Consider the following 25,719-nt stretch of genomic DNA (forward strand, 5'->3'; position numbering starts at 1 on the left):
GCACGGCGCCGCAAGTCCTGAGAGGAGTGGCGCCTTCGCGCCTCAATCCCGGTCCCGAGCCGGGCATCGGATCAGCCGGATGCCGGGCTCCGGGATCAGGACGCGTTCAGGGGATCAGGCCCTCGGTGGCGAGGTCGGTCCACAGGGTTTCCGGGACGGGCTTGGCGGTGAGTTCCGCGTTGCGGGTGACCTCGGCGGCGGAGCGGGCGCCGATGACGACGCTGGCGACGGCCGGGTGGCGCAGCGGGAAGGCGAGGGCCGCCTGGGGGAGGGTGACGCCATGGCGTTCGCAGACGGCGGCGATGCGGCGGGCGCGCTCCAGGAGCGGGCCGGGGGCGGGGGCGTAGTCGTAGGTGCCCGCCGGGTCGTGGGTGGCGAGCAGGCCGCTGTTGAACACCCCGGCGGCGAGCACCGAGACGCCGCGCTCGGCGCACAGCGGCAGCAGCTCCTCCTCCCCCGACTGGTCGAGGAGGGTGTAGCGCCCGGCGAGCATGACCAGGTCAACGCCGGTCTCGCGGACGAATCCGGCGAGCATCCCCGCCTGGTTCATGCCGACCCCGACGGCCTTGACGACGCCCTGGTCGCGCAGTTCGGCCAGGGTCGGGTACGCCTCGGAGACGGCCTGCTCCCAGTGGTCGTCCGGGTCGTGGATCAGGACGACGTCGATCGCGTCGAGGCCGAGCCGCTCCAGGCTCTCCTCCAGCGACCGCAGGACCCCGTCACGGGAGAAGTCCCACACCCGGCGCAGGTCGGCGGGAACGTCGAAACCCTGGTCGTCCCGGCCGAAGGGGCCGTCGCCGACGGTGGGCACGATGAGGCGGCCGACCTTGGTGGACAGGGTGTAGGAGTCACGGGGCCGCTCGGCCAGGGCGGCGCCGAGCCGCCGTTCCGACAGGCCGAGCCCGTAGTGGGGCGCGGTGTCGAACAGGCGGACCCCCGCCTCGTAGGCCGCGTCCACCGCCGCGCGCGCCGCGTCCTCGCCGACCTCGGAGAACAGGTTCCCGATCGGGGCCGCGCCGAAGCCGTACCTGCTGACCTGCACCGCTCGCTCCGTTCTGTACGGCTTCATGGTTCTCGTACGGTGGGGCGTCCTGCCGGACCGAGACGCCCCGCATAACCTCATATCCGGACAAGACTCTCGCACCCGGACGGCGCCCCGCATCACTTCGCACCGGACGACGCTCCGCCGCGTGGCAGGAAGTGGCAGAAGTGGCAGGAAGACGTCCCCGCGCCGCCGCACGGGTGTGCCGTGCCGCTTCACGGGGACGGGTCCTCGCGCCACTTCGCCTCCCTCGTACGGCCTGAGCCTCCGTACGAGTTCACGGTCTTGTCCGGACTTCACGCTCCTGTCACAGGAGCGGCGTCAATCTTGGGCCTTGCCGCCCGCCAGGCGGCTGATCATCAGGGCGACCAGGATGATCGAGCCGTAGACGAGCTGCTTCCACTCGCCGGGGACGCCCTTCAGGGTGAGGATGTTCTCGACGAGGCCGATCACCAGGACACCGGTGAGCGCGCCGAGGATCGTGCCCTTGCCGCCGTCCATGCTGACGCCGCCGATGACGGCCGCCGCGAAGGCCATGAAGATCCAGCCGACGCCCTGGTTGGCACTGATGCCGCCCAGGCGGCCGGTCTCCAGCACTCCGGCGAGCGCGGCGACGATGCCGCCGATGACGAAGACGACCCAGACGACCCGCTCGACCCTGATGCCGGCCGCGCGGGCGGCGTCGGCGTTGCCGCCGATGGCGTAGAGCGAGCGGCCGCCCCGGAAGTAGCCGAGGGCGACGATGGCCACCGCGAAGAGGACGCCGGTGATCCAGATGGCCGCGGGCAGGCCCAGCCAGTTGGCGCTGCCGAGGTAGAGGAACGACTCGGGCAGCTCGAACAGGCTCTTGCCCTGGGTGAGACCCAGCTGCAGGCCGTGCACGACGATCATCATGGCCAGCGTGACGATGAAGGCCGACAGCTGGAAGCGCAGGATCAGGAAGCCGTTGAAGGCGCCGACCAGGCCGCCGACGAGCAGGCACAGCGGGATCGCCAGGATGCCGGGCAGCTCCAGGCCGAACCCTCCGGCCGCCACCGGGATGACCAGCATCACGCCGACGGCGGGCGCCATGCCGACCGTGGACTCCAGCGACAGGTCGAACTTGCCGGCGATCAGGATGAGCGCCTCGGCGAGAACCACCAGGGCCAGGGCCGACTGCTGTTGCAGCACGTTGGTCAGGTTGCCCGGGGTGAGGAAGATCGGGTCCACGAAGGAACCTGCGATCAGCAGAACGACGATCACCGGGACCAGGGTGAGGTCGCGGAACCGCCCGAGCTGGATGCGACGGCCCTGTGGGGCGGCCAGCACGGGCGGAGGGGTCTTTGTCGTGGTCATGAGTGGTCGATACCTTCCATCGCCGCCACCAGCTCGTTGTCGGTCCAGCCGCGCGGCACGTCCTTGACGATCCTGCCGTGGAACATGACGAGGACGCGATCGCAGATTCGCAGGTCGTCGAGTTCGTCGGAGACCAGTACGGCCCCCGCTCCGCGATCGGCCGCGTCCTCCACGGCGCCGAGCAGGGAGTGCTTGGCCTTGACGTCCACCCCGGCGGTCGGGTTGATGACCACGAGCGCGTTCGGGTCGTCGGCGAGCGCCCTGGCCAGCACCACCTTCTGGGCGTTGCCGCCGGACAGGTCGGCCACCGGCTGGTCGGGGCCCGTCGTCTTGATATCCAGCAGGTCGATCATCCGGGCGCCGTGCTCGCGACGGCGGGCCGGGGAGACCACACCGTAGCTGCCGAGCTTGTGGGCGATCGGGATGGTCGCGTTCTCGGCGATCGACAGCAGCGGGACGAAGCCCTGGTGGTGCCTGTCCTGGGGGACGAACCCGAGCCCGGCGCGGAGCGCGGAGGGCACGTCGCCCTGCTTGATGTCGGTGCCGTTGACGGTCACCGTCCCGGCGTCGGCCCGGTGCAGGCCGACCAGGGTCTCGGCGAGACCAACCTTGCCACTGCTGCCGGAACCGGCGAGACCGACGATCTCACCGGCCCTGACGGACAGGTCCACGTCCTCGTAGCGCCCTGCGAGGGTGAGCGCCTTCGCGGCCAGCACCACGGGGGCCGAGGGGGCGGCGGTCCGGGTGCGGTACTCGTAGGCGGCGGTGGCCTCGCCGGTCATCGCGTCCACGAGCTGGTTGTGGGGCAGTTCGCCGACCGTGGCGGTGACGATGTGCCGGGCGTCGCGGAAGACCGAGACGCTCTGGCAGATCTCGTACACCTCCTCCAGGTGGTGGGAGATGAACATCATCGTGACGCCCTGCTCCCGCAGGGAGCGCATCCGGTCGAAGAGCCGCTGGATGGCCGGGCCGTCGAGCTGCGCGGTGGGCTCGTCCAGGATGATGAACCGGGCGCCGAACGACAGCGCCCTGGCGATCTCCAGCAGCTGGCGCTGCTCGACCCCCAGGTCTCCGGCCATGGTCTCCGCGTCGACGTCCACGCCGTACTGCTCCAGCAACTGGCGGGCCCGCGTGCGCAGGCTCCGCCAGCTGATCCTGCCCCGCTCCGTCTGCCGGTTCAGGAAGAGGTTCTCCGCGACGGACAGGGTGGGGATGATCGTTGACTTCTGGTAGACGCACGCGACCCTCTGCCGCCAGGCGTCCCGGTCGGCCAACGACGGCGCGGGCTGCCCGGCGAAGCGGACCTCACCCTCGTCGGGGCGCTGGAGCCCGGTCAGGATCGACACCAGCGTGGACTTGCCCGCGCCGTTCCTGCCGACGAGCGCGTGCGTCTCCCCCTCGGTGATGGCGATCCCGGCACCGTTGAGCGCGGTGGTCGGGCCGAAGCGCTTGGTGATCCCAAGCGCCTCGACTGCCTTGACGGAAGATGTCATCACTTGACCTGGTTGCCCCAGAGAGCCTGGTCGTCCACGTTCTCCTTGGTGACCAGGGGAGCGGGGAGCTGGTCCTCAAGACCGTTCGGCAGCTGGATGATCGTGCTGTCGTGGTCGGTCGGGCCAGGCTGGAAGGTCTTGCCCTCCGCCGCGGCCTTGGCGTAGAAGAGCGCGTACTTGGCGTAGAGGTCGGCCGGCTGGGAGACCGTGGCGTCGATCTCACCCTTGCGGATGGCCTCGAACTCCTGCGGGATGCCGTCGTTGGAGACCACGAAGACGTGCTTGGGGTCCTCCGGCGGCACGATCAGGCCCTTGGCCTTGAGCACCTGGAGGGTGGGGGCCAGGTGGACGCCTCCGGCGTGCATGTAGACGCCCTTGATGTCCGGGTGCTGCTCGAGACGGGTCTGGAGCATGGAGGCGGCCTTGGTGCCCTCCCACTCGGTCGGCTCCTCGAAGACCGTGATGCCGGGGAACTTGTCCTTCATGCAGCCGCGGAACGCCTCGGCCCGGTCACGGCCGTTGATCGACGACAGCGCGCCCATGAGCTGGACGACCTTGCCCTTGCCGCCGAGCTTCTCGCCGAGGAACTCGCACGCCTGCGTGCCGTACGCCTTGTTGTCGGCGCGCACGACCATGTAGACCTTGCCCTTGTCGGGGCGGGTGTCCACGGTGACGACGGGGATGTTCTTGCCCTCCAGCGTCTGCAGCGTGGAGGCGATGGCGCCGGTGTCCTGCGGGGCCATGACGATCACCTTGGCGCCCTGGCCGGTGAGGGCCTGGGTGTTGGCGACCAGCTTGGCCACGTCGTTCTGCGAGTTGGTCGGGGGCATCAGGTCGACGCCCAGCTCGGCCGCCATCTGGGGGACGTACTTGTTGTACGAGTTCCAGAAGTCGGAGTCGGTGCGGGGGAAGTCGATGCCGACCTTGCCGCCCGCGGGGGCGGCGGGGGCGGCGGACGCGTCACCGCTGGGCTGGGCCGCGGTGGTGGGCTCCGACGATCCACAGGCGGAGAGGGTGAAGGAGATCGCGAGCAGGGCCGCACCTGTCGCCGCGGGTCCAATTTTCATACTTTTGCCTCGTTTCAAAGCCATATATGGGGGGTGAACTATTTTTAGACCGATACGTAGATGCCGGTCATGACTTCGGCCGGAGCCTGAGCCCCTGCATCCCACCGTCCACGGCGAGGGCCGTGCCGGTGGTGGCCCCCGCGAGCGGGCTCGCGAGGTAGGCGATCGCCGCGGCGACCTCCGGGGCGCTCACCAGGCGGCCCGTCGGCTGGCGGGCCTCCAGGGCCGCCCGCTCGGCCGCCGGGTCCTGCGCAGCGTCGAGCAGGCGCTGCACCCAGGGGGTGTCGGCGGTGCCCGGGTTGACGCAGTTGACCCGGATTCCCTCACGGACGTGGTCGGCCGCCATCGCGAGGGTCAGCGACTGGATGGCCCCCTTGGACGCGCTGTAGAGCGCCCGCTGGGGCAGTCCCGCCGTCGCCGCGATCGAGCAGGTGTTGACGATCACGGCGTGCGCCGAGCGGCGCAGGTACGGCAGGCTCGCCCGGGTGACCCGGACGATGCCCAGGACGTTGACGTCCAGGACCCTGGACCACTCCTCGTATGGGTTGTCCTCGATCGTCCCGGCGGCACCGATCCCGGCGTTGTTGACCAGGATGTCCAGGCCACCGAGCTGCTCGACGGCCTGGGCGACGGCCCCGCGGACCGCCTCCTCGTCGGTGACGTCCGCCTTGACCTCGACGAACGAGCCACCGGAGGCGTTGATGTCGAGGGAGGCCACCTTCGCGCCCCGCTCGGCCAGCAGGGTGGCGGTGGCCAGGCCGATGCCGGACCCGCCACCGGTGACCAGGGCGCGCAGGCCGTCGAACTCACCCATTGAGGGACCTCCATACCGGGCCGTCGGGGTAGGTGTAGTCGATGATCGAGGCGGCGTGCATCGCCGCTCCGAAGCCGGGCCGGCTCGGCGCGACGTAGGCGCCGTTCTCGATCACCACGGGATCGACGAAGTGCTCGTGGAGGTGGTCGACGTACTCGATCACCTTGCCCTCCAGCGAGCCGCTGACCGCGACGTAGTCGAACATCGACAGGTGCTGCACCAGCTCGCACAGGCCGACCCCGCCCGCGTGCGGGCAGACCGGGACGCCGAACTTGGCGGCGAGCAGCAGGATCGCGACGTTCTCGTTCACCCCCGCGACGCGGGCCGCGTCGATCTGCAGGTAGGAGATCGCGCCGGCCTGCAAAAGCTGCTTGAAGACCATGCGGTTCTGGACGTGCTCGCCGGTGGCCACCGGGATGGGCGCGATGCCCCGGGCGATGGCGGCGTGGCCGAGCACGTCGTCGGGGCTGGTCGGCTCCTCCACCCAGTGCGGGCGGAACTCCGCGAGGGCGTTCACCCAGGCGATGGCGGTGTCGACGTCCCAGCGCTGGTTGGCGTCGATCGCGATGGGGAAGTCCTCGCCGCAGGTCTCGCGGGCGATGCGCATCCGCCGCCTGTCGTCCTCCAGATCGGCGCCGACCTTCAGCTTGATCTGGGTGAAGCCCTCGTCCATCGCCTCCTTGCACAGGCGGCGCAGCTTGTCGTCGCCGTAGCCGAGCCACCCCGGTGAGGTCGTGTAGGCCGGGTAGCCGTGCTCCCGCAGGTAGGCCACGCGCTCGCGCCTGCCGGGTTCGGCGGCGCGCAGGATCTCCAGCGCCTCCTCGGGGGTGAGCGCGTCGGTGAGGTAGCGGAAGTCGACCAGCTCGACGAGCTCCTCGGGGGACATCTCGGCCAGCAGCAGCCAGAGCGGCCTGCCCGCCCGCTTGGCCTTGAGGTCCCAGAGCGCGTTGACCACGGCGGAGATCGCCATGTGCATGACGCCCTTCTCCGGGCCGAGCCAGCGCAGCTGGGAGTCGTGGACCATGTCCTTCCAGAGGGTGCCCATGTCCTCGACGTCCCTGCCGAGCACGTACGGCTCCAGGGCCTTGATCGCGGCGGTCTGTACCTCGTTGCCGCGCCCGATGGTGAAGGCGAAGCCGTGGCCCTCGAACCCGTCGTCGGTCCGCAGGACCAGGTAGGCGGCCGAGTAGTCCGGGTCGGGGTTCATCGCGTCGGAGCCGTCGAGCTCCAGCGAGGTGGGGAAGCGGATGTCGTGGGTCTCCATCGAGGTGATGCGGTACGCGCCGACCCCCGCCAGGACTCCCTCGGCCGTCTCCACCGTGCCACCCGTTTCGCTCCCGGCCGTCTCGACCGCGCCGCCCGTCTCGCTCCCGGCCGTCTCCACGGTCACGTCCTCGCGGGTGTCGATTCTGTCGCTCATGCCTGCCCCACGGTCTGTCGCTGGCTCCCGAGGCCGTCGATCTCCAGCTCCACGATCTGCCCGGCGCGCAGGTACGGCGTGTCGGGCAGGCCGAGCGCGACGCCCGCGGGAGTGCCGGTGTTGATCAGGTCACCGGGTTCGAGGACCATGAACCGGCTGAGATAGCGGACGACCTCCGCCACGGTGAAGATCATGTTCTTGGTGTCGCCGTTCTGGAACTGCGCACCGTCCACCCACAGGCGCAGGCCCAGGGCCTGCGGGTCGGGGACCTCGTCGGCGGTGACCAGCCAGGGGCCGAGCGGGTTGAAGGTCTCGCAGGACTTGCCCTTGTCCCACTGGCCGCCGCGCTCCAGCTGGAACTCGCGCTCGGAGACGTCGTTGGAGATGGCGTAGCCCGCGATCTTGGACAGTGCCTCCTCGTGCGTCTCGACGTAGCGGGCCGTCTCGCCGATGACGACGGCGAGCTCGACCTCCCAGTCGGTCTTCACGCTCTCCCTGGGGATGAGCACCTCGTCGTTGGGTCCGACGACCGTGTTGGGGGCCTTCATGAAGATGATCGGCTCGGCCGGGATGGCGGCGTTCGTCTCCTCCGCGTGGTCGCGGTAGTTGAGGCCGACGCACACGATCTTCCCTGGCCGCGCGATCGGGGCGCCGATCCGCAGCCCCTCGGCGTCCAGCACGGGAAGCTCGTCCCGCTCCAGCGCCTCTCGGACACGAGCCACTCCCCCGGAAGCGAAGAAAGCCCCGTCGATCTCGGCTTCCGAGATTTCGCGGAGGTTACCGGCCCCGTCCAGGACGGCCGGTCGCTCCTGGCCGACGGGTCCCACTCGCAGCAGCTTCACACCGCACCCTTCGTTGATACATCGGATGTCTTGTCTCGTGATGCTGAACGACGCCGAACCCCGGTGTCAACCCCTCACGGGTCGATACGTCCGATCCGTTACCGAGGAGAAACCGCAGCTGGCAGGGGTTATACCGGATCATCCACGAACTTCGGCCCACAGTCATCCGATTTCCCCCGCACGGACGGAAACAAAGATCATCTAGGGCGTTCGCGGTGGTGAGAGGGACAAAAGTGGTCAATCGTCGATAAACATCGGAGGACGAGACTTGTTACGGCGGAATTTCGGTGCTATCTCCTTGAAACAGTTTCACCCTGTGATCGGAGGAATCCGTTGCCCCGCCCCCCACGACGACGTCTCGGCGTCGCCTTCCTCGCAGCACTCACCCTTGCCACCGGGCTATACGGTCAGAACTCAGCTAACGCAGAGTTGTCAGCAAACGTGACACAGCTGGATACACCCGATGACTTGACACTCTGGTACGACAAGCCGGCCACCGACTGGGAGACCCAGGCGCTGCCGATCGGCAACGGCGCGCTGGGTGCCATGGTGTTCGGCGGTGTCAACACCGAGCAGATCCAGTTCAACGAGAAGTCCCTGTGGACCGGCGGTCCCGGCGCGAACAACTACAACTTCGGCAACTGGACCTCTCCCCGGCCGAACGCGATCGCCGAGGTCAGGGCGCAGATCGACCGTGACGGCAAGATATCCCCCGAGGCGGTGGCGGCCAAGCTCGGGCAGCCCAAGAGCGGCTTCGGCGCCTACCAGACCTTCGGCGACCTCTGGCTGGACATGCCCCAGGTCCCCCAGGGTGCCGCCACCAACTACCGCCGGGAGCTGAACCTGCGCGACGCGGTCGCCAAGGTCGGCTACACCGCGGACGGGGTGACCTACTCCCGCGAGTACTTCGCCAGCTACCCCCACAACGTCGTCGTCGGCCGGATCTCCGCCGACAAGGGCGGCAAGGTCTCCTTCACGCTGCGCACCTCCTCGCCCCGCAACGACAAGCAGGTCTCGGTCTCCAAGGGCCGCCTCACCGTCAAGGGCGTGCTCGCCGACAACGGCATGAAGTTCGAGTCGCAGGTCCAGGTGATCGCCCAGGGCGGCACCCGCACCGACGGCACCGACAGGGTCACCGTCACGGGCGCCAACAGCGCGATGTTCGTGCTTTCGGCGGGCACCGACTACTCCGACGTCTACCCGACCTACCGGACCGTGGACCCGCACGCCAAGGTGACCGCGGCGGTCGACGAGGCCGCCGGCAGGTCGTACGAGGGGCTCAAGTCCAAGCACCTGAACGACTACCGGAACCTGTTCGACCGGGTCAAGCTGGACCTCGGGCAGAAGGCGCCGACCATCCCGACCGACCGGCTGCGCGCGGCGTACACCGGCGGCGCCTCGACCGACGACCGGGCGCTGGAGGCGATGTTCTTCGCCTACGGCCGCTACCTGCTGATCGCCTCCTCCAGGGCGGGATCGCTCCCGGCCAACCTGCAGGGCGTGTGGAACAACTCCACCAATCCACCCTGGTCGGCCGACTACCACGTCAACATCAACCTGCAGATGAACTACTGGCTCGCCGAGCAGACCAACCTCGCCGAGACGACCGAGCCGTACGACCGCTACGTCCAGTCGATGATCGCCCCCGGCCAGAAGACCGCGCAGGAGATGTTCGGGTCGCGCGGCTGGGTGGTGCACAACGAGACCAACCCGTTCGGCTTCACCGGCGTGCACAACTGGGCCAGCTCGTTCTGGTTCCCCGACGCGGCGGCGTGGCTCACCCAGCAGATGTACGACCACTACCGTTTCAGCGGCAGCAACAAGTACCTGCGCAGCGTCGCGTACCCGGCGATGAAGGGCGCGGCCGAGTTCTGGCTGGACACCCTCTACACCGACCCGCGTGACGGCAAGCTCGTGGTCTCCCCCAGCTACTCCCCCGAGCAGGGCGACTTCACCGCGGGCGCCTCGATGTCCCAGCAGATCGTCTACGACCTGCTGACCAACACCCTGGAGGCGGCGAAGGAGCTGAAGAACGACAAGCCCTTCCAGGCCGAGCTGCAGGCCGCGCTGGACAAGCTCGACCCGGGCATCCGGATCGGCTCCTGGGGACAGCTCCAGGAGTGGAAGGAGGACCTGGACAACCCGCGCAACGACCACCGGCACGTCTCCCACCTCTTCGCCCTGCACCCCGGACGGCAGATCACGGCCGGTACCCCGGAGGCCGAGGCGGCCAAGGTCTCGCTCACCGCGCGAGGCGACGGCGGCACCGGCTGGAGCAAGGCGTGGAAGGTCAACTTCTGGGCCCGACTGCTGGACGGCGACCACTCGCACAAGATGCTCAGCGAGCAGCTCAAGAGCTCCACGCTGGACAACCTGTGGGACACCCACCCGCCGTTCCAGATCGACGGCAACTTCGGCGCCACCTCCGGCATGGCCGAGATGCTGCTGCAGAGCCAGCACGACACGATCCACGTCCTGCCCGCGCTGCCGTCGGCCTGGTCCAACGGCTCGGTCACCGGCCTGCGCGCCCGGGGCGACGTGACCGTGGACGCCTCCTGGAAGGACGGCAACGCCGACAGGGTCACCGTGCACGCGGGGAGGTCCGGCCCCCTCAAGATCCGCGCCGCCATGATCAACGGCCGTTACCACGTCGAGGACGAGAGCGGCAAGAAGATCAACCCGCCCCGCGACGGTGACGTCATCACCATCGTCGACGCCAAGGCCGGGGAGTCCTACACGATCGTCAACGAGGTGACCGTCAAGATCACCGCACCCGTGATCGCGGGCGCCGGCGAGACGATCCCGGTCACCGTCACCGTCACCGCCACCGGCCAGGAGGACGTCGACGGCACGCTGGCCCTCACCCTGCCGCAGGGCTGGACCTCCACCCCCGCCTCGATCCAGGTGCCCGCCGTCTCGCCGGGCAGCCCCAAGACCTTCTCGTTCTCCGTGGTCGTCGGCCCCGCGAACGGGACCAGGTCCGCACGGGTCGCGGCGGAGCTCTCGGGCGACGGCTGGAAGGCGGGCAGCTCGGCGTCCGTCGGCCTCAACCCGTGTGTCACCCCGCCGACGGACAGGGCCGTCGTGGCCTGGGACCCGACGTCGGGCACGACCGTGACCGACAGCTCGGGCAGCGGCAGGAACGCCACCATCGTCGGTACCGCGACCTACGACACCACCGCCCCGAGCGGCAGCGGGCTGGTCCTGAACGGCTCGACCTACCTCAACACGGCGAGCACCCTGCTGGGCTACATGCCCGAGGCGACGTTCGCGGCCGAGGTCAAGATCGGCGGGACCGGCTACCGGAGGCTCTTCGACTCCCAGCCGGGCGGCAACCCCGGCAACGACGGGATCATCATCGACCTCACCCCCTCCAACACCCTGCGCTTCATCGGCGCCGGGCAGAACGTGGGGCTGAGCGGGGCGATCCCGACCGGCCGCTACATCGACCTCGTCGTCACCATGAACCGCAACGGCGCGATCAACACCTACGTCGACGGCGTCCGGGTCGGCGGCGGCAACGCCACCACCGACGGCATCACCGGCTGCACCTCCCGGCCGCTGCGCTTCGCCGCGGACCAGGACGGCGGCCAGCGCCTGACCGGCGCGGTCGACCGGATGGCCATCCTGCCGAAGGCCCTCACCGCAGCGGAGGTGGGCACCTGGCGCGACATCGCGTTCTGATCCGGTACGCGATCCGTCGCCGGTTCCGGTACGGGATCCACCTGCGGTTCCCGTACCGGACCCCCATCCCCGGCGCATCCTGATTCACCCCGCTTCACCCGCGAGGCCCGGAAAGTGCACGCTTTCCGGGCCTCGTGGCGTGTGCGGGACCGTATGGGGCCGTGCGGGACGCTCGGGGCCGTCGGCAGGGGCGCCAACTTGACGGGACCCCCTTCCCGTAATAGAACACGTTTCAGAAAGAGGAATTATCAAACGCCTGATCAAGCGCTTGGTAGCTCAGCGCGTCCCGGGCGGGAGGCGGGAACACCGAAAAGACCCCGCTATCGCCACGTTCGTCACGGATTCCCCGCGAACGGGTAGGGTACGCGGCTGATCACACCCCCAGGCCGCACCGACAATGAGCCGTGTCACGAGAACGCCGACCCGGCTCGCAGGAGGACCGATGGACATCGATCTGGTCGACCAGGACTTCTATTGGCGGAACGGCGCCCCTCACGATCAGCTGGCCTGGCTGCGGGCGAACGCGCCGGTCTACGCGCACCCGGGCGACGCCGAGCGGGGCTGGCCGGGCTTCTGGGCGGTCACCAAGCACGCCGACGTGGTGCAGGTCTCCCGCCGCTCCGACCTGTTCTCGTCGAGCAAAAAACTCGCGCTCTTCAACGAGGTGCCCGAGGAACAGATCGCCCTGCAGCGGATGATGATGCTCAACCAGGACCCGCCGGAGCACACCCGGCGCCGCTCCCTGGTCAACCGGGGTTTCACCCCGCGCATGATGGGCGCCCTGGAGGGGCACATCCGCGACATCTGCCACGAGCTGGTGGACGAGGCGAAGGGACGCGGCTCGGTCGACTTCGTCAGGGACATCGCCGCCCCGCTGCCGCTGTACGTGATCTGCGAGCTGCTCGGCGCCCCCGTCGAGGACCGCGACAAGATCTTCAACTGGTCCAACCAGATGATCGGGGCCGAGGACCCGGACTACGCGGCCGACGCGTCCGATGGCGCGAACGCGGCCATGGAGGTCTACGCCTACGCCAACGCCCTCGCCGCCGAGCGTCGCGCGCAGCCCCGCCAGGACATCGTCACCAAGCTGATCATGCCCGACGCCGCCGGGGAGACCCTCACCGAGGAGGAGTTCGACCTGTTCGTGCTGCTGCTCGTGGTCGCCGGCAACGAGACCACCCGCAACGCGGCCTCGGGCGGCATGCTCGCCTTCTTCGAGAACCCCGAGCAGTGGCGGCGCCTGGTCGCCGACCCCGGCCTGGCCCGCACCGCCGCCGACGAGATCGTCCGTTGGGTCGCCCCGGTGAACCTCTTCCGCCGTACGGCCACCGTCGACACCACGATCGGCGGGCAGGAGATCAAGGCCGACGACAAGGTCGTGATCTTCTACAGCTCCGCCAACCGGGACGAGGACGTGTTCGCCGACCCCGGCACCTTCGACATCGGCCGCGACCCCAACCCGCACATCGGCTTCGGCGGCGGCGGGGCCCACTTCTGCCTCGGCAACCACCTCGCCAAGCTGGAACTGCGCGTCCTCTTCGAGGTGCTGGCCGAGCGGCTGCCCGGCCTGGAGCAGACCGGCGAGGCCCGCCGCCTCCGCTCCAACTTCATCAACGGCATCAAGGACCTGCCGGTCTCCGTCGCCTGAGGTCCGGCGACACGGAAAGGCCACGCGGGACCACTCGGCCCCGCGTGGCCTTCTTCAACCAGGAACGCCGACTCGCGCCTGACTTAAACATTCTGTTGAACCTGATGTGTTGACAACAGGTCGTTTGTCGCATCATCCTGGTCGCATGCCCGCGAACCACGACGAGTCATCCGACCCCTTCACGCCCCCCGACCCGGGCCTGACCCGGGCGCATCGGGAGTACGCCTCCCTCTCGCGCATCGCCGAGCGCCACGCCACCGACGAGGCCCAGCGCCTCCGGCAGGTCCACCCCACGGCCCTCGGAGCCCACGAGGCCGTCAGGCTCGTGACGTTCCTGCTGAGCGGCGGCGCCCACCGCGAGGAGGGCGAGCCGGAGGTGGACCACGCCGACATCACCGCCGCCCTCACCCTTCTCCCCAGGGCCCGCGCGGAGATGGACGAGCTGGAGGCGTCGCTCCTCCTCATGGCGCGGGGCCGCGACCTCACCTGGCAGGAGATCGCGTTCGGCCTCGGCCTCGCCACCCCGCAGGCGGCCAAGCAACGCCACGAGCGCCTGGCGGGCCGCACCACCGCCCACCCGGGCCGGAAGCCGATCTAGGAGGCGGCGTGCCGATCCGGCGCCCGGCCCCGAGTTCCACGATCCGGCCGGCGTCACCGAGCCGGTCGGCGGTCGCCGGGACCGCTCAGGGCCGGTGGACCGCTCGACGGCCCGAGGCTCAGGGCCAGGAGGAGTCCTGGTCGGGGTCGCCGCCCTCGGAGAGCAGCTTGACGTCCGACTCGACCATCATCGCCACGAGCTCCTCGAAGGCGACCGTGGGCTCCCAGCCGAGCTGGACGCGGGCCTTCTTCGGGTCGGCGCAGAGCAGGTCGACCTCGGCCGGGCGGCGCAGGGTCTCGTCGGTGACGACGTACCGCTCCCAGTCGAGCCCGGCGGCGGCGAAGGCGGCCTCCACGAGGTCGCGGACGGTGTGGGTGCGGCCGGTGCCGATCACGTAGTCCTCCGGCGTGTCCGCCTGGAGCATCAGGTGCATCGCGCGGACGTAGTCTCCGGCGAACCCCCAGTCGCGGCGCGCCTCCATGTTGCCCAGGCGCAGCTCGGAGGCGAGGCCGAGCTTGATCCTGGCCACGCCGAGCGTCACCTTCCGGGTGACGAACTCGGCCCCTCGGCGCGGGGACTCGTGGTTGAACAGGATCCCCGACACCGCGTACATGCCGTACGACTCGCGGTAGTTCTGCGTCAGGAAGTGCCCGTACGCCTTGGCCACGCCGTACGGCGAGCGGGGGTGGAAGGGGGTGATCTCGGTCTGCGGGGTCTCGCGGACCTGGCCGAACATCTCCGAGGAGGACGCCTGGTAGAAGCGGATCTGACCCGATCCCGCCACCGTACGGGAGGAGGAGATGCCGGAGCAGACCCGGATGGCCTCAAGCATGCGCAGCACGCCCATGCCGGTCACCTCGGCGGTGAGCTCGGCCTGCTCCCACGACATGGGGACGAACGAGATGGCGCCCAGGTTGTAGACCTCGTCGGGCTGCACCTTCTCGACAGCGGAGATCAGCGAGCCCTGGTCGAGCAGGTCGCCCCGGACGAGCTGGACGTCCTGGAGGAGCTTGCGGAGCCGTGAGACCCGGGGGTTGGCCTGCCCTCGGGCGAGGCCGGAGACCTCGTAGCCCTGACTGAGCAGGTACTCGGCCAGATAGGAACCGTCCTGCCCGGTGATACCGGTGATCAGCGCGCGCCTGGCCAACGCGTCCTCCTCGCTTGCGGGGGTGGCGACCTATGCCTGGTCTTGTGCAGTTTGATGGCGAATGTACCCTCACACCCCCCGACGGGCATCATCACCCCGCAGCGTACCTAGAACGCGTTACACCGAATCACGCTCGGTAAGGCTAACTTCCCAGTTCGCGCACCGTGAAGCACGATCTAGGAACAATTCCACACCAGGTGCAACAGGACTCACGAATGGTAAGGTCCGAGGACTAAGGTCATCTTTCACGGTACCTGTCCCCTTTTCGGACAGGTTGAGAAGGGGGTTGCCGTGCCGGGTGCTGAATCACTGCGCGTCGCGCTGCTGTCGTACCGCAGCAAGCCGACCTGCGGTGGACAGGGCGTCTACCTGCGTCATCTCAGCCGCGAGCTGGTCGCCCTCGGGCACAGTGTGGAGGTCTTCTCCGGCCAGCCCTACCCGGAGCTCGACGAGGGCGTCATCCTCACCAAGATCCCCAGCCTGGACCTGTACCGCGACGAGGACCCCTTCCGCACCCCCAAGCTGCACGAGTACCGCGACTGGATCGACTGGCTGGAGGTCGGCACCATGTGGACCGCCGGGTTCCCCGAGCCGCTCACCTTCAGCCTGCGGGCGTACCGCGAGCTGAAGAAGCGCGTCGGCGACTTCGACGTCGTGCAGGACAACCAGACCCTCGGCTACGGCGTACTCGGCATCCAGAGACTGTTCCCGGTGGTCGGGACCATCCACCACCCGATCAGCGTGGACCGGCGCATCGAGCTGAAGGCCGCGACGCCGCGCAAGAAGCTCTCGATGCGACGCTGGTACGGCTTCGTGCGCATGCAGGCGAAGGTCGCGCCACGGCTCAGCCCGATCCTCACCGTGAGCGAGTCGTCCCTCGCCGACATCCACCGCGACTTCAACGTGCCCCAGAAGAACATGCGGCTCATCCCGCTGGGCGTCGACACCCGCTACTTCCACCCGCGCCCGGAGATGCCCAAGCGGCCCGGTTCCATCGTCGCGGTGGCCAGCGCCGACTCCCCGATGAAGGGCGTCGCGACGCTGCTGCGGGCCGTGGCGAAGCTCGCCACCGAACGCGACGTCAACCTCACCGTGGTCAGCAGACCCACCCCCGGCGGACCGACCGAGAAGCTCGTCGCCGAACTCGCGCTGCACGACCGGGTCAGGTTCGTCCACGGCATCTCCGACGACGAGCTGGGCGAGCTGATCGCCACCTCGGAGATCTCGGTCGTCCCCTCCCTGTACGAGGGCTTCTCGCTCCCGGCCGTCGAGCACATGGCCTGCGGCACCCCGCTCGTCGCCAGCCGCACCGGGGCGCTGCCCGAGGTCGTCGGCGACGCCGCCGTGCAGGTGGCCCCCGGCGACCCCGAGGAACTGGCCGCGGTGCTGCGCCGCCTGCACGACTCCCCCGAGGAGCGCGCGGCGGTGGGCCGGAAGGGCTACGACCGGGTCATGGAGCGCTTCACCTGGAACGTCGTCGCCAAGCGGACCGTGGAGGCCTACCGCGAGGCCATCCAGGCCCGCCGGGCGAAGTGAGCGACACCCCGAACGACCACCTGTGAAGAGGAGCGGCGAGTGCTGACTGTCGACTTCGACCGGCTGCCCGTGGGACCGGGGAACCGCGTCCTGGACCTGGGCTGTGGCGGCGGACGGCATGCCTTCGAGGTACTGCGGCGCGGTGCCGACGTGGTGGCCTTCGACATGGACGCCAGGGAGCTGGAGGGCGTGGCGAGCATGTTCGCCGCGATGGACAAGGCCGGGGAGGTGCCGCCCGAGGCGACGGCGGACACCGTGACGGGCGACGCGCTCGACATGCCGTTCGAGGACGGCAGCTTCGACCGGGTGATCGCGGCCGAGGTGCTGGAGCACATCCCCGACGACATGGCCGCGATGCGCGAGATCTTCCGGGTGCTCAAGCCGGGCGGCCGGGCGGCCGTCACCGTGCCGAGCTTCCTGCCCGAACGGATCTGCTGGGCACTCGACGAGGCGTACCACACCGCTCCCGGCGGGCACGTCCGCATCTACACGCTGGCCGAGCTGAGCGCGAAGCTCAAGTCGACGGGTTTCACCATCGGCCCGCACCACCACGCCCACGGGCTGCACGCGCCGTACTGGTGGATCAAGTGCGCGGTCGGCGTCGGCAACGACGACCACCCGCTGGCCAAGGCGTACCACGAGCTGCTGGTCTGGGACATCATGAAGCGCCCCGCCGCCACCAGGATCGCCGAGGCCGTGCTCAACCCGCTCATCGGCAAGAGCGTGGTGCTCTACGTCCGTAAGCCCGCGTGACCTCCGGAGGAGAAGCGGTGAGCGGCTCCATGGAGTGGGAACAGGTCGTCCGGACCGCGTGGAGCATCGCGGCGGTGCAGGAGCCCGACGGCGGCGTCCCGTGGCCCGAGGGACACGTGGACGCCTGGAACCACGTCGAGTGCCTGATGGCGATGAGCGTGGCGGGGCTGACCGGCCCGGTCCGCCGGGGGTACGACTGGCTGGTCCGCACGCAGCGGGCCGACGGCTCCTGGCCGATGAAGCTGGTCGGCGGCGAGGCCGTCGAGCGGGGCGGGGAGTCCAACCACGCCGCGTACGTCGCGGTCGGCGTCTGGCACGAGCTGCTGGTGACCGGGGACGAGGACTTCGCCCGGCGGATGTGGCCGGTCGTCCGGGCGGCGCTGGACTTCGTGGTCGGCCTGCAGACCACCCGGGGTGAGATCGTCTGGGAGCGCGCGGCCGACGGCAGGCCCGCCGCGTACGCCCTGCTGACCGGTTGCGCCTCCGTCCACCAGGGTCTGCGCTGCGGCGTGCTGCTCGGCGAGCACCTGGGTGACCCGCAGCCCGACTGGGAGCTGGCCGCCGACCAGCTCGGCCACGTGCTGGCCGCCCACCCCGAGGCGTTCGCCGACAAGAGCCGCTTCTCGATGGACTGGTACTACCCGATCCTGGGCGGCGCGGTGCGCGGCCCGGCCGCGGAGGCGCGGCTGGCCGGGGAGTGGGACACGTTCGTGGAACCGGAGCTCGGCATCCGCTGCGTCTCCGACCAGCCGTGGGTGACCGGCGCCGAGACGTGCGAGCTGGTGCTGACCCTCGACGCCCTGGGCGACCGGGAGCGGGCGCGGAAGCTCTTCTCGGACATGCAGCACCTGCGGCACGAGGACGGCTCGTACTGGACCGGCTGGCAGTTCGTGAACGAGAAACACTTCCCGCACGAGCGCTCGGCCTACACCGCGGCCGCGGTCGTGCTCGCCGCCGACGCGCTGGACGGGCACACCCCCGCCTCGGGCGTCTTCCGCGACGCGGGCGCGTACGTGACCGACCGCCCGACCGCCGCCTGCGGCTGCAGCCACGCCCGCTCCAGAACCTGAACTTCCCGCTTCCCGCGCCCCGGTCCCCGACCCCGCTTCGCGCTCTCGACTCCCCCGCTTCCTGCTTCCCGGCCCCGCGCTGCCCCGCCCCGCGCTCCCCGGTCACGGCGCCGGTCGGCGCGAGGCGGCGCGTGACGACCGGCAGGCCTGATCGGCGGGCCGGTGGAGGCTCTCGGCCCGCCCTCCGGCGGTTTCTTTGCACGCAATCACAAACGCGGTACTTGAAGGGCTGAATGCGGCTCACTACCTTCGGGTCCGTGAGTAACGCGGAGGGCACTCGAACGGTGGCTCAGAGCGACGACGCCGAGCCGGGCCTCCCGGCCCCTCCCGCCCCGCCGGACTCCTCGGATGTCCCGGATACCCCTGATACCCCGGATGTCCCGGATCCCGCAGACCTCGCGCCCCCTCCCGCCCCGCCGAACCCGCCGGACTTCTCGCCCCCTCCGCCCCGCCGCGAGAGCCCGCGTCCGCCGGAAACCCCGGACTCATCCCATCGCGAGAACGCGCGTCCGCCGGAAACCCCGGACCCACCCCGGGCCCCGGACCCGCCGGAATCGTCCCACCCTCGGAGACCCCCCGCGCCGTCCAGGCCGAGGGGCGTGGCCCGGCTGCTGTGGCAGGACCCCGCCCGGATGGGGTTCGGGGTGCGGCGCTTCCGGCTGGGACCGGCGCGCGAGCGGCTGGAGAGCGCGGGAGAGGCGTTCACCGCCGGATTCAACGCGGTGGTCACCGGGGGGACCGGGCGGATCGACGACCTCCACGAGGAGCTGCGCGGCTTCGCGTACGAGGGCGCGGGCATGGCCTGCGCCACCCTCGACGTGCTCACCTTCACCGGCGGGCGCCGGCTCAGGGAACTGCTGAGCGGGCAGGGCGTGCGCTACCCGCACCTCATCCACATGGGCGCCGGGCGGGCGTACGCCCGCATGCGGCTGCGGCCGATGTGGGGCATCCGCTCGGTGCACCCGCTGCTGCGCTGGCTCGCCCACGACGGCTTCGGCTTCCACCAGGGTTTCTTCTCCTCCGACCGCACGGTGGGACGCCAGCGCACCGCCGGGCTCATGGACCGGACCCGGCGAGCGATCTTCGACCAGGGGCTGGGGCGGATGCTCTGGTTCCACGAGTGCGCGGGGGTGGGCGACGTCGTGCTGCGCGTCGCCGAGTTCCCCCCGGGGCGCCGCGCCGACCTGTGGAGCGGGGTGGGCCTGGCCGCCACGTACATCGGGGGCGCGAGCACCGCGGACCTGGAGCGGCTGGCCTCGGCGGCGGCCGAGGACGGCTTCCGCGCCCACCTCGCCCAGGGCTGCGCCTTCGCCTGCGCCTCCCGGCTGATCTCGGCGGTCGTCCCCGAACACACCCTCGCCGCCGCCCCCGTACTGTGCGGGGCCGAGGCGGACGAGGCCGCGGGCTGGACCGGCAGCGCGCTCGTCGCGCTGGGCCACAACGCGCACAGCGGCGACCACTACCAGGCCTGGCGGGCGGGGATCCGGAAGGCCTGGGCACGACGCGACCGCGATTCATGACCACTCACGACCACTCATGACCACGATTCGGAGGGGCGGTGGGAACGGTGCCGGGGGTTCGCAGGTACGCGGCGGGAGTCCTGGCCCTGGTGGCCGCCACCGCCGGGTGGCGGCTGACCGCCCTGCCGGACACCTCGGCCGTGGAGACGTCCGCCGACTTCTCCTTCCACGCGAGGCCGCTGGGCCCGCCCGCGCGGGCCGATGACCGCGTCCTGCGGCCGGTCGCGCCGGGGTACGCCAACCTCGGGAGCCGGGTGTCGTCGCTGGGCGCCGGGGTGGCCCTGTTCGACGTGGACGGCGAGGTCGTCGCCGACGACCTCTGCCTGGTCGATCCCCGCCGCGACACGGTGACCGTCAGGCCCGCGCCGGGCACCTCACGCGGCTACCGGCCGTTCACGCTGGTCCCCCCGGAGCGCAGGCGGCACGAGGCGCCGACGGGGTGCCTGCCCGCCGATCTCGACCAGGACGGCTGGGAGGACCTGGTCGTCTACTACTGGGGACGCTCCCCCTCCCTGTTCCTGCGCGTACCCGGGGCGCCCCCGTCCGGTGCGGCCTTCCGGCACCGCGCGCTGACCGCCGAACCGGAGATCTGGAACACCAGCGCCGCCACGGCCGGTGACTTCGACGGGGACGGCCGCCTCGACCTGGTCTTCGGCAACTACTTCCCCGACGGCGTCAGGGTGCTGGGCGGCGGCACCGCCGACCCCGGTGACACCGTGATGCCCGACTCGCTGTCCGCCGCCGCCAACGGGGGCGGCGACCGGCTCTACCGGGCGACGGGACCCGCGCTGTTCGCCGAGGCGGAGGGGGCTTTCGACGAGGTCGAGGGCGAGGGCTGGACCCTCGCGCTGGGCACCCAGGACCTGGACGGCGACGGGCGGCCCGAGTTGTACGTGGCCAACGACTTCGGCCCGGACCACCTGCTGGTCAACGAGTCGGTGCCCGGCAGGATCCGGTTCACCGAGGCCCGGGGCACCCGGCACCTGACGACTCCCCCCTCCCGGGTCGTCGGCCGCGACTCGTTCAAGGGGATGGGGGTGGCCTTCACCGACCTCAACGCCGACGGCAGGCCGGACATCCTGGTGAGCAACCTCGCCGCGAACCACGCGCCGCAGGAGGGCAACTTCGCCTTCGTGTCCCGGCCCGGCGGCCTCCACGAGGGGCACGCCCCGTACGACGACCTCGGCGAGGAACTGGGGCTGAGCCGCAGCGGCTGGTCCTGGGACGTCAAGGCCGCCGACTTCGACAACGACGGCACGGACGAGATCATGCACGCGACCGGGTTCGTCAGGGGTGAGGTCGACCGGTGGGCGCGGCTGCGGGAGGCGGCGTCGGCCAACGACCTCTTCCTACTGTGGCCGGAGCTGGGGGCCGGGGACGACCTGTCGGGCCGTGACGCCAACACCTTCTTCACCAGGGGGCCGGACGGCCGCTACGTGGACGTGGCGCGGCGGGCCGGGGTCGGCGGCGACAACGGGGGTGCTGTCAGCCGGGCCTTCGCCGTGGGCGACGTCGACGACGACGGACGGCTGGACTTCGCGGTCGCCAACCAGTGGTCCGCGTCGGTGCTCTACAGCAACCACGGCCCGACGGCCCCGTTCGTGGGCCTGCGGCTCCGCCTCCCGGCCGGAACCTGCGGCACGGCCACCGTGACCCGTCCCGCACAGGCGTCCCGGGAGCAGGCGTATCCCGGGCCGACGCGGCCCGCCATCGGGGCCGTCGCCACGGTGCGCCTGCCCGGCGGGGTCACGCGCGGCGGGCAGCTCTACCCCGCCAACGGCCACAACGGCGTCTCCGCGCCCGAGCTGCTGTTCGGCCTGGGCGACGACCTGCCGGACGCCACCGTCCCCGTCGAGATCTCCTGGAGGGACGCCTGCGGCGGCGCCCGTACCGCGTCGGTGTCCCTGGCGCCCGGCTGGCACCGGATCCTGCTCGCCGACGGCCGCGCCTCGGAGATCCGGTGGCCGTGAACGCCGACGGAAGACGAGACGAGGCGTTCCGGCGGCTGGCGGAGTCCCTCACCCTGATCACCGTGCTCGGGCACACCGTGCTCGGGTTCGAGCAGTCCTGCCTGGCGCCGGTGGTCGGCGTGCTCACCGGCGTGACCGCCGAGTTCGCGCTGGAGACCGTGGAGGCGTGGTCGCGGCGGCGCCCGGCCCGCTACCTCGGGGTGCCCCGCGACCGGGTCGTCGCCTTCTTCCTGCCGTCCTACGTCTGCGGCCTGCTCTGCGCGATGCTGCTGTACGGCAACGGGCGCCTGACGCCGATCGCCCTCGCCGTCCTCATCGGCGTCGGCGGCACGTACGTCTTCCGCGTGACGGCGCCGCGGACGCCGCGAATCCCGAAGGCGCGGGAGACCCTGGAGACGGCGGGAGAGGCCGAGCCGAGGGCCGGGACGGCGGGGCGGGGTGCCGAGGACGTGCCGGGGAGGCCGTTCCTGAACCCGGCGGCCCTCGGGATCGTCGCCGTGCTGCTGCTGTTCCCGTGGGTCGGCCTCGCTCCGGCGTACCAGTTCACCGCGTGGGTCTCGGGGCCGTTCGACCTGCTCGTGCCGCTGGCCGTGCTGGTCTGGGGAACGACGGTGAACGCCAGGCTCGCGGGGAGGCTGCCGCTGGTCCTGGGCTGGGTGGGCGGGTTCGCCCTGCAGGCGCTGGTCAGGGGCGGGCTGACCGACGTGTCGGCGGTCGGCGCCCTGCTGCCGATGACCGGGACGGCCTTCGCCCTTTATGCCGGGTACGTGATCGTCGAGCCGGGGACGTCCCCGGTCAGGCCGCGTGACCAGGTCGTGTTCGGCCTGGCCACCGCGGCGGTCTACGGGCTGCTGGTCGAGTTCCACGTCGTCTTCGGGCCGTTCCTCGCCCTGGTGATCGTCGGGGTGGGTCGGGGTCTCCGCGTGACCCTTCCGGCCCGCCTCAATGTGCCCGGCCTCGGTGTGCCCGGCCCGCCCGGCACCGGCGGGTCCGCCGGGCACCCGGTGGCGGGCACGCCGGGCACGCCGTACGGGGAAGTCAGCCGATGCCGGGACCGATCCGTTCGAGCACCCGCAGCGAGCCCTCCCGCCGGACCTCCTTGAACGCGCCGGAGGCGAGGACCCGCTGGTACACGCGGTAGGGAGCCTGCCCGCCCTCGGCCGGGTCCGGGTAGACGTCATGGAAGACCAGGGCGCCGCCCGGCACGACGTGCGGGGCCCATCCCTCGTAGTCCTTGGTCACCGGATCCTCGGAGTGGCCGCCGTCGATGAAGAGCATCGCCAGCGGGGTGTTCCACAGCGCGGCGACGCGCTCGGACCTGCCGACGATCGCGACGACCTCGTCCTCCAGACCGGCGGAGGCGATGGTGCCACGGAACGTGGGCAGCGAGTCCATCTTGCCGAAGCGGAGGTCCATCAGTGTGGGGTCGTGGTGGGCCCAGCCCGGCTGGATCTCCTCGGAGCCCCGGTGGTGGTCCACGGTGAAGACGACGGACCCGGCCTGCCGGGCACCCGCCCCGAGGTAGACGGCGGACTTCCCGCAGTAACTGCCGATCTCGCAGATCGGGCCGCGCGGGCCATACTCGGCGGCGGTCTCGAACAGCGCGATTCCCTCCCGGTGTGGCATGAAACCCTTGGCGCGCTGGGCGACGTACAGCAGGTCGGCCGGCATGGTGGCGATGCTCATCGCAGCAGACTACCGAGACCGAACAACATTCCGAATGCCCTTGCCCGGCCTTGTGGAACGTGTTCTACTTTGCACCGTGAACCAGCGCGCCCGCATCGTGATGTCCGACGACGAGGTGACGGCTTTCGTCGGCGAGTCACGGAAGCTGCAACTCGGCACGATCAACCCGGACGGGACACCGCACATGGTGACCATGTTCTACGGGCTGACCGAGGGCAGGATCTCGTTCTGGACCTACGGCAAGGCGCAGAAGACACTCAACCTCCAGCGCGACGCCCGGGTGAGCTGCCTGATCGAGGCCGGAGAGGAATACTCCGACCTGCGCGGCGTCCTGGTGTACGGGGTCGCGCGGAGGATCGACGACCCCGAGGGCGTTCTCGGCGTCGGCATGACCGTGACCAGACGGATGGCCGGGATGGCCGACGCGGAGGAGTCACTCACGGAGTACGTGGCCCACACCGGCCGTAAGAGGGTCGCCTTCGTGGTCGAGCCGAGTCGAGTGATCTCCTGGGATCACCGTAAGCTCGCCATTCCCGATTAGGAGGCCCAGATGAAAATCAACGTCGACTATCTGGTCTGCGAGGCCAACGCGATCTGCACGGGACTCGCCCCGGATGTCTTCGAGCTCGACGACGACGACCAGCTGCACGTGCTGCTGCCTGAGCCGCCGCCGGAGATGATGGACCGCGTCCGGCACGCGGTCCGGTCCTGTCCCAAAGCCGCACTCTCCCTCGAGGAGAACTAGGAGGACCCCCATGCGTGGTGCGCTTCTGCATGCCGTCGGCGACGACAAGCTCGACATCCGCGACGACCTCACCCTCGCGCCGGTGGGCCCGGCGGACGTCCGCGTCAAGATCAGGGCCACCGGCGTCTGCCATTCGGACCTGTCGGTGATCAGCGGTGTGCTGCCCATGCCGTTGCCGGTCGTCCCCGGCCACGAGGGCGCGGGCGAGGTCGTCGAGGTCGGCGACCACGTGACCTCGGTGCGACCCGGCGACCACGTCATCGTCAACTGGACCCCGGCCTGCGGCAGCTGCGCGAACTGCCTGGTGAACCAGCCGTTCCTGTGCATGACGTACGTGATGGACAGCTTCGTCAACGCCCGCTTCCGCTACGGCGGCGACACCCCGGCGTTCGGCATGGCCGGGTGCGGCACCTGGTCCGAGGAGATCGTCGTGCCCTGGCAGGGCGCGATCAAGGTCGATCCCGACGTGCCGTTCGAGGCCGCGGCCCTGATCGGCTGCGGGATCACCACCGGCGTCGGCGCGGCACTGAACACGGCCAAGGTGAGGGCGGGCTCGACCGTCGCCGTGGTCGGCGCGGGCGGCATCGGCCTGTCGGTGATCCAGGGGGCCCGCATCTCCGGCGCCACCACGATCCTCGCGATCGACCCCCTGGAGTCCAAGCACGCCCTCGCCAAGAAGGTCGGCGCGACCCACGCCATCACCCCGGACCAGCTCATGGACGCGGTCGGCACGCTCACCGGCGGCGCCGGGTTCGACTACGGTTTCGAGGCCGTCGGCAAGTCCGCCGCCATCATGACGGCCTGGCAGGCGACCCGCCGGGGCGGCGACACGATCGTGGTGGGCGCGGGCGCGGTCGACGACACCGTCCCGCTGAGCGCCTTCAACCTGTTGTTCGAGGGCAAGAACATCCTCAGCTCGCTGTACGGCGGCTCGGATGTCCGGCGTGACTTCCCGTTCTTCGCCGGCCTCTACAAGGCGGGCAGGCTCGACCTGGAGAGCATGATCAGCTCCCGCATCAAGCTGGCCGACCTCAACGACGCCGTGGCGGCGCTCAGGGGCGGCGAGGTCCTGCGCCAGATCGTCGTCCTGGACTGAGACCGGCACCTTCGGAACCCGGCACCGGCCACCGGCCGGGCCGCCCACCTGAGCGGGGCGGCCCGGCGGCCCGGTCGTATCACCGTGCGCGCCTCGGCCAGGGGTTCACCCCGAAGGTTTCACCCCGGGGTTTCAGTCTGAGGAGAAGGCGGCGTCGAAGGCGGTGGAGGGCGGGGTGATGGCGTTGAGCTTGCGGATGACGGCCAGGGCGTCGGGGGCGCCGTCCAGGCGGTCCATCCCGGCGTCCTCCCAC

21 protein-coding genes and 1 pseudogene are annotated in these 25,719 nt (G+C 70.5%); 12 read left to right on the forward strand and 10 right to left on the reverse strand.

Annotated elements, in window-relative coordinates; genetic code table 11:
• Positions 1 to 106: 106 nt before the first annotated feature.
• The 7 genes from ABD817_RS12875 to ABD817_RS12905 form a co-directional block, all read right to left on the reverse strand.
• Positions 107 to 1,042, reverse strand: a complete 936-nt coding sequence (locus tag ABD817_RS12875) for an aldo/keto reductase (RefSeq protein ID WP_344918076.1) — start codon at positions 1,040 to 1,042, stop codon at positions 107 to 109.
• Positions 1,043 to 1,363: 321 nt separating this feature from the next.
• Positions 1,364 to 2,377 (reverse strand): ABC transporter permease, encoded by a 1,014-nt coding sequence (locus ABD817_RS12880; RefSeq protein ID WP_344918078.1) that lies wholly within the window; start codon positions 2,375 to 2,377, stop codon positions 1,364 to 1,366.
• The gene (locus ABD817_RS12885) at positions 2,374 to 3,870 is read right to left on the reverse strand and encodes a sugar ABC transporter ATP-binding protein (RefSeq protein WP_344918079.1); all 1,497 of its coding nucleotides are present in this window, start codon (positions 3,868 to 3,870) and stop codon (positions 2,374 to 2,376) included. Before ABD817_RS12885 ends, ABD817_RS12880 begins: the two co-directional genes overlap by 4 nt.
• A complete protein-coding gene (locus ABD817_RS12890; protein WP_344918080.1) occupies positions 3,870 to 4,937 on the reverse strand; it encodes a sugar ABC transporter substrate-binding protein in 1,068 nt (355 codons plus the stop codon). The genes ABD817_RS12885 and ABD817_RS12890 overlap by 1 nt, the downstream gene beginning before the upstream one ends.
• A 67-nt stretch (positions 4,938 to 5,004) precedes the next feature.
• Complete coding sequence (locus ABD817_RS12895) at positions 5,005 to 5,751, reverse strand: SDR family NAD(P)-dependent oxidoreductase (protein WP_344918081.1); 747 nt, start codon at positions 5,749 to 5,751, stop codon at positions 5,005 to 5,007.
• Positions 5,744 to 7,171 (reverse strand): L-fuconate dehydratase, encoded by a 1,428-nt coding sequence (locus tag ABD817_RS12900; RefSeq protein ID WP_344918082.1) that lies wholly within the window; start codon positions 7,169 to 7,171, stop codon positions 5,744 to 5,746. The genes ABD817_RS12895 and ABD817_RS12900 overlap by 8 nt, the downstream gene beginning before the upstream one ends.
• On the reverse strand, positions 7,168 to 8,013 hold the full coding sequence (locus ABD817_RS12905; RefSeq protein WP_344918083.1) for a fumarylacetoacetate hydrolase family protein: 846 nt from the start codon (positions 8,011 to 8,013) through the stop codon (positions 7,168 to 7,170). Before ABD817_RS12905 ends, ABD817_RS12900 begins: the two co-directional genes overlap by 4 nt.
• Before the next feature lie 468 nt (positions 8,014 to 8,481).
• Between ABD817_RS12905 and ABD817_RS12910 the strand changes: the two genes are divergently transcribed.
• From ABD817_RS12910 to ABD817_RS12920, 3 genes are all read left to right on the forward strand, one after another.
• The gene (locus ABD817_RS12910; protein WP_344918084.1) at positions 8,482 to 11,697 is read left to right on the forward strand and encodes a glycosyl hydrolase family 95 catalytic domain-containing protein; all 3,216 of its coding nucleotides are present in this window, start codon (positions 8,482 to 8,484) and stop codon (positions 11,695 to 11,697) included.
• 442 nt (positions 11,698 to 12,139) lie between these two features.
• On the forward strand, positions 12,140 to 13,345 hold the full coding sequence (locus tag ABD817_RS12915) for a cytochrome P450 (RefSeq protein WP_344918085.1): 1,206 nt from the start codon (positions 12,140 to 12,142) through the stop codon (positions 13,343 to 13,345).
• A 145-nt stretch (positions 13,346 to 13,490) separates the two neighbouring features.
• The gene (locus ABD817_RS12920) at positions 13,491 to 13,943 is read left to right on the forward strand and encodes a DNA-binding protein (protein ID WP_344918086.1); all 453 of its coding nucleotides are present in this window, start codon (positions 13,491 to 13,493) and stop codon (positions 13,941 to 13,943) included.
• Between the two features lie 118 nt (positions 13,944 to 14,061).
• Here ABD817_RS12920 and ABD817_RS12925 read toward each other — a convergent pair whose 3' ends face one another.
• The gene (locus tag ABD817_RS12925; protein ID WP_344918087.1) at positions 14,062 to 15,090 is read right to left on the reverse strand and encodes a GDP-mannose 4,6-dehydratase; all 1,029 of its coding nucleotides are present in this window, start codon (positions 15,088 to 15,090) and stop codon (positions 14,062 to 14,064) included.
• 291 nt (positions 15,091 to 15,381) lie between these two features.
• Here ABD817_RS12925 and ABD817_RS12930 point away from each other — a divergent pair, with 291 nt between their 5' ends.
• The 6 genes from ABD817_RS12930 to ABD817_RS12955 all read left to right on the forward strand — a co-directional run bounded on the left by ABD817_RS12930 (position 15,382) and on the right by ABD817_RS12955 (position 23,042).
• On the forward strand, positions 15,382 to 16,626 hold the full coding sequence (locus ABD817_RS12930; RefSeq protein ID WP_344918088.1) for a glycosyltransferase family 4 protein: 1,245 nt from the start codon (positions 15,382 to 15,384) through the stop codon (positions 16,624 to 16,626).
• Positions 16,627 to 16,665: 39 nt separating this feature from the next.
• The gene (locus ABD817_RS12935) at positions 16,666 to 17,379 is read left to right on the forward strand and encodes a class I SAM-dependent methyltransferase (protein WP_344918089.1); all 714 of its coding nucleotides are present in this window, start codon (positions 16,666 to 16,668) and stop codon (positions 17,377 to 17,379) included.
• A gap of 29 nt (positions 17,380 to 17,408) precedes the next feature.
• Positions 17,409 to 18,449 (forward strand): prenyltransferase, encoded by a 1,041-nt coding sequence (locus ABD817_RS12940; protein WP_344918110.1) that lies wholly within the window; start codon positions 17,409 to 17,411, stop codon positions 18,447 to 18,449.
• 599 nt (positions 18,450 to 19,048) lie between these two features.
• The gene (locus tag ABD817_RS12945; RefSeq protein ID WP_344918090.1) at positions 19,049 to 19,969 is read left to right on the forward strand and encodes a DUF1702 family protein; all 921 of its coding nucleotides are present in this window, start codon (positions 19,049 to 19,051) and stop codon (positions 19,967 to 19,969) included.
• Between the two features lie 38 nt (positions 19,970 to 20,007).
• Complete coding sequence (locus ABD817_RS12950) at positions 20,008 to 21,939, forward strand: CRTAC1 family protein (RefSeq protein ID WP_344918091.1); 1,932 nt, start codon at positions 20,008 to 20,010, stop codon at positions 21,937 to 21,939.
• Positions 21,936 to 23,042, forward strand: a complete 1,107-nt coding sequence (locus tag ABD817_RS12955) for an enediyne biosynthesis protein UnbU (protein WP_344918092.1) — start codon at positions 21,936 to 21,938, stop codon at positions 23,040 to 23,042. Before ABD817_RS12950 ends, ABD817_RS12955 begins: the two co-directional genes overlap by 4 nt.
• Here ABD817_RS12955 and ABD817_RS12960 read toward each other — a convergent pair.
• Positions 22,978 to 23,625, reverse strand: a complete 648-nt coding sequence (locus tag ABD817_RS12960) for a class I SAM-dependent methyltransferase (RefSeq protein ID WP_344918093.1) — start codon at positions 23,623 to 23,625, stop codon at positions 22,978 to 22,980. The genes ABD817_RS12955 and ABD817_RS12960 overlap by 65 nt on opposite strands.
• A 76-nt stretch (positions 23,626 to 23,701) precedes the next feature.
• On the opposite strand from ABD817_RS12960, the gene ABD817_RS12965 reads away from it, so the two are divergent.
• Genes ABD817_RS12965 through ABD817_RS12975 form a run of 3 tightly spaced genes read left to right on the forward strand, consistent with a single transcriptional unit; the run spans position 23,702 to position 25,466 of the window.
• On the forward strand, positions 23,702 to 24,166 hold the full coding sequence (locus ABD817_RS12965; protein WP_344918094.1) for a pyridoxamine 5'-phosphate oxidase family protein: 465 nt from the start codon (positions 23,702 to 23,704) through the stop codon (positions 24,164 to 24,166).
• A gap of 9 nt (positions 24,167 to 24,175) precedes the next feature.
• Positions 24,176 to 24,370: a ferredoxin gene (locus ABD817_RS12970; protein WP_344918095.1), complete on the forward strand. Its 195-nt coding sequence runs from the start codon at positions 24,176 to 24,178 to the stop codon at positions 24,368 to 24,370.
• Positions 24,371 to 24,380: 10 nt separating this feature from the next.
• Complete coding sequence (locus tag ABD817_RS12975; RefSeq protein WP_344918096.1) at positions 24,381 to 25,466, forward strand: alcohol dehydrogenase catalytic domain-containing protein; 1,086 nt, start codon at positions 24,381 to 24,383, stop codon at positions 25,464 to 25,466.
• A gap of 132 nt (positions 25,467 to 25,598) precedes the next feature.
• Here the strand turns inward: ABD817_RS12975 and ABD817_RS12980 are convergent.
• Positions 25,599 to 25,719: pseudogene (locus ABD817_RS12980) on the reverse strand (sugar phosphate isomerase/epimerase); the annotation flags it as partial.

Source organism: Streptosporangium oxazolinicum (assembly GCF_039537505.1).
GTDB classification, from domain to species: domain Bacteria; phylum Actinomycetota; class Actinomycetes; order Streptosporangiales; family Streptosporangiaceae; genus Streptosporangium; species Streptosporangium oxazolinicum.

Bases quoted from the DNA above. Each gene is read 5' to 3' on its own strand.
- ABD817_RS12880 (WP_344918078.1), bottom strand. From the start codon at position 2,377: ATGACCACGACAAAGACCCCTCCGCCCGTGCTGGCCGCCCCACAGGGC.
- ABD817_RS12885 (WP_344918079.1), bottom strand. From the start codon at position 3,870: ATGACATCTTCCGTCAAGGCAGTCGAGGCGCTTGGGATCACCAAGCGC.
- ABD817_RS12890 (WP_344918080.1), bottom strand. From the start codon at position 4,937: ATGAAAATTGGACCCGCGGCGACAGGTGCGGCCCTGCTCGCGATCTCC.
- ABD817_RS12895 (WP_344918081.1), bottom strand. From the start codon at position 5,751: ATGGGTGAGTTCGACGGCCTGCGCGCCCTGGTCACCGGTGGCGGGTCC.
- ABD817_RS12900 (WP_344918082.1), bottom strand. From the start codon at position 7,171: ATGAGCGACAGAATCGACACCCGCGAGGACGTGACCGTGGAGACGGCC.
- ABD817_RS12915 (WP_344918085.1), top strand. From the start codon at position 12,140: ATGGACATCGATCTGGTCGACCAGGACTTCTATTGGCGGAACGGCGCC.
- ABD817_RS12920 (WP_344918086.1), top strand. From the start codon at position 13,491: ATGCCCGCGAACCACGACGAGTCATCCGACCCCTTCACGCCCCCCGAC.
- ABD817_RS12940 (WP_344918110.1), top strand. From the start codon at position 17,409: ATGGAGTGGGAACAGGTCGTCCGGACCGCGTGGAGCATCGCGGCGGTG.
- ABD817_RS12960 (WP_344918093.1), bottom strand. From the start codon at position 23,625: ATGAGCATCGCCACCATGCCGGCCGACCTGCTGTACGTCGCCCAGCGC.
- ABD817_RS12970 (WP_344918095.1), top strand. From the start codon at position 24,176: ATGAAAATCAACGTCGACTATCTGGTCTGCGAGGCCAACGCGATCTGC.
- ABD817_RS12975 (WP_344918096.1), top strand. From the start codon at position 24,381: ATGCGTGGTGCGCTTCTGCATGCCGTCGGCGACGACAAGCTCGACATC.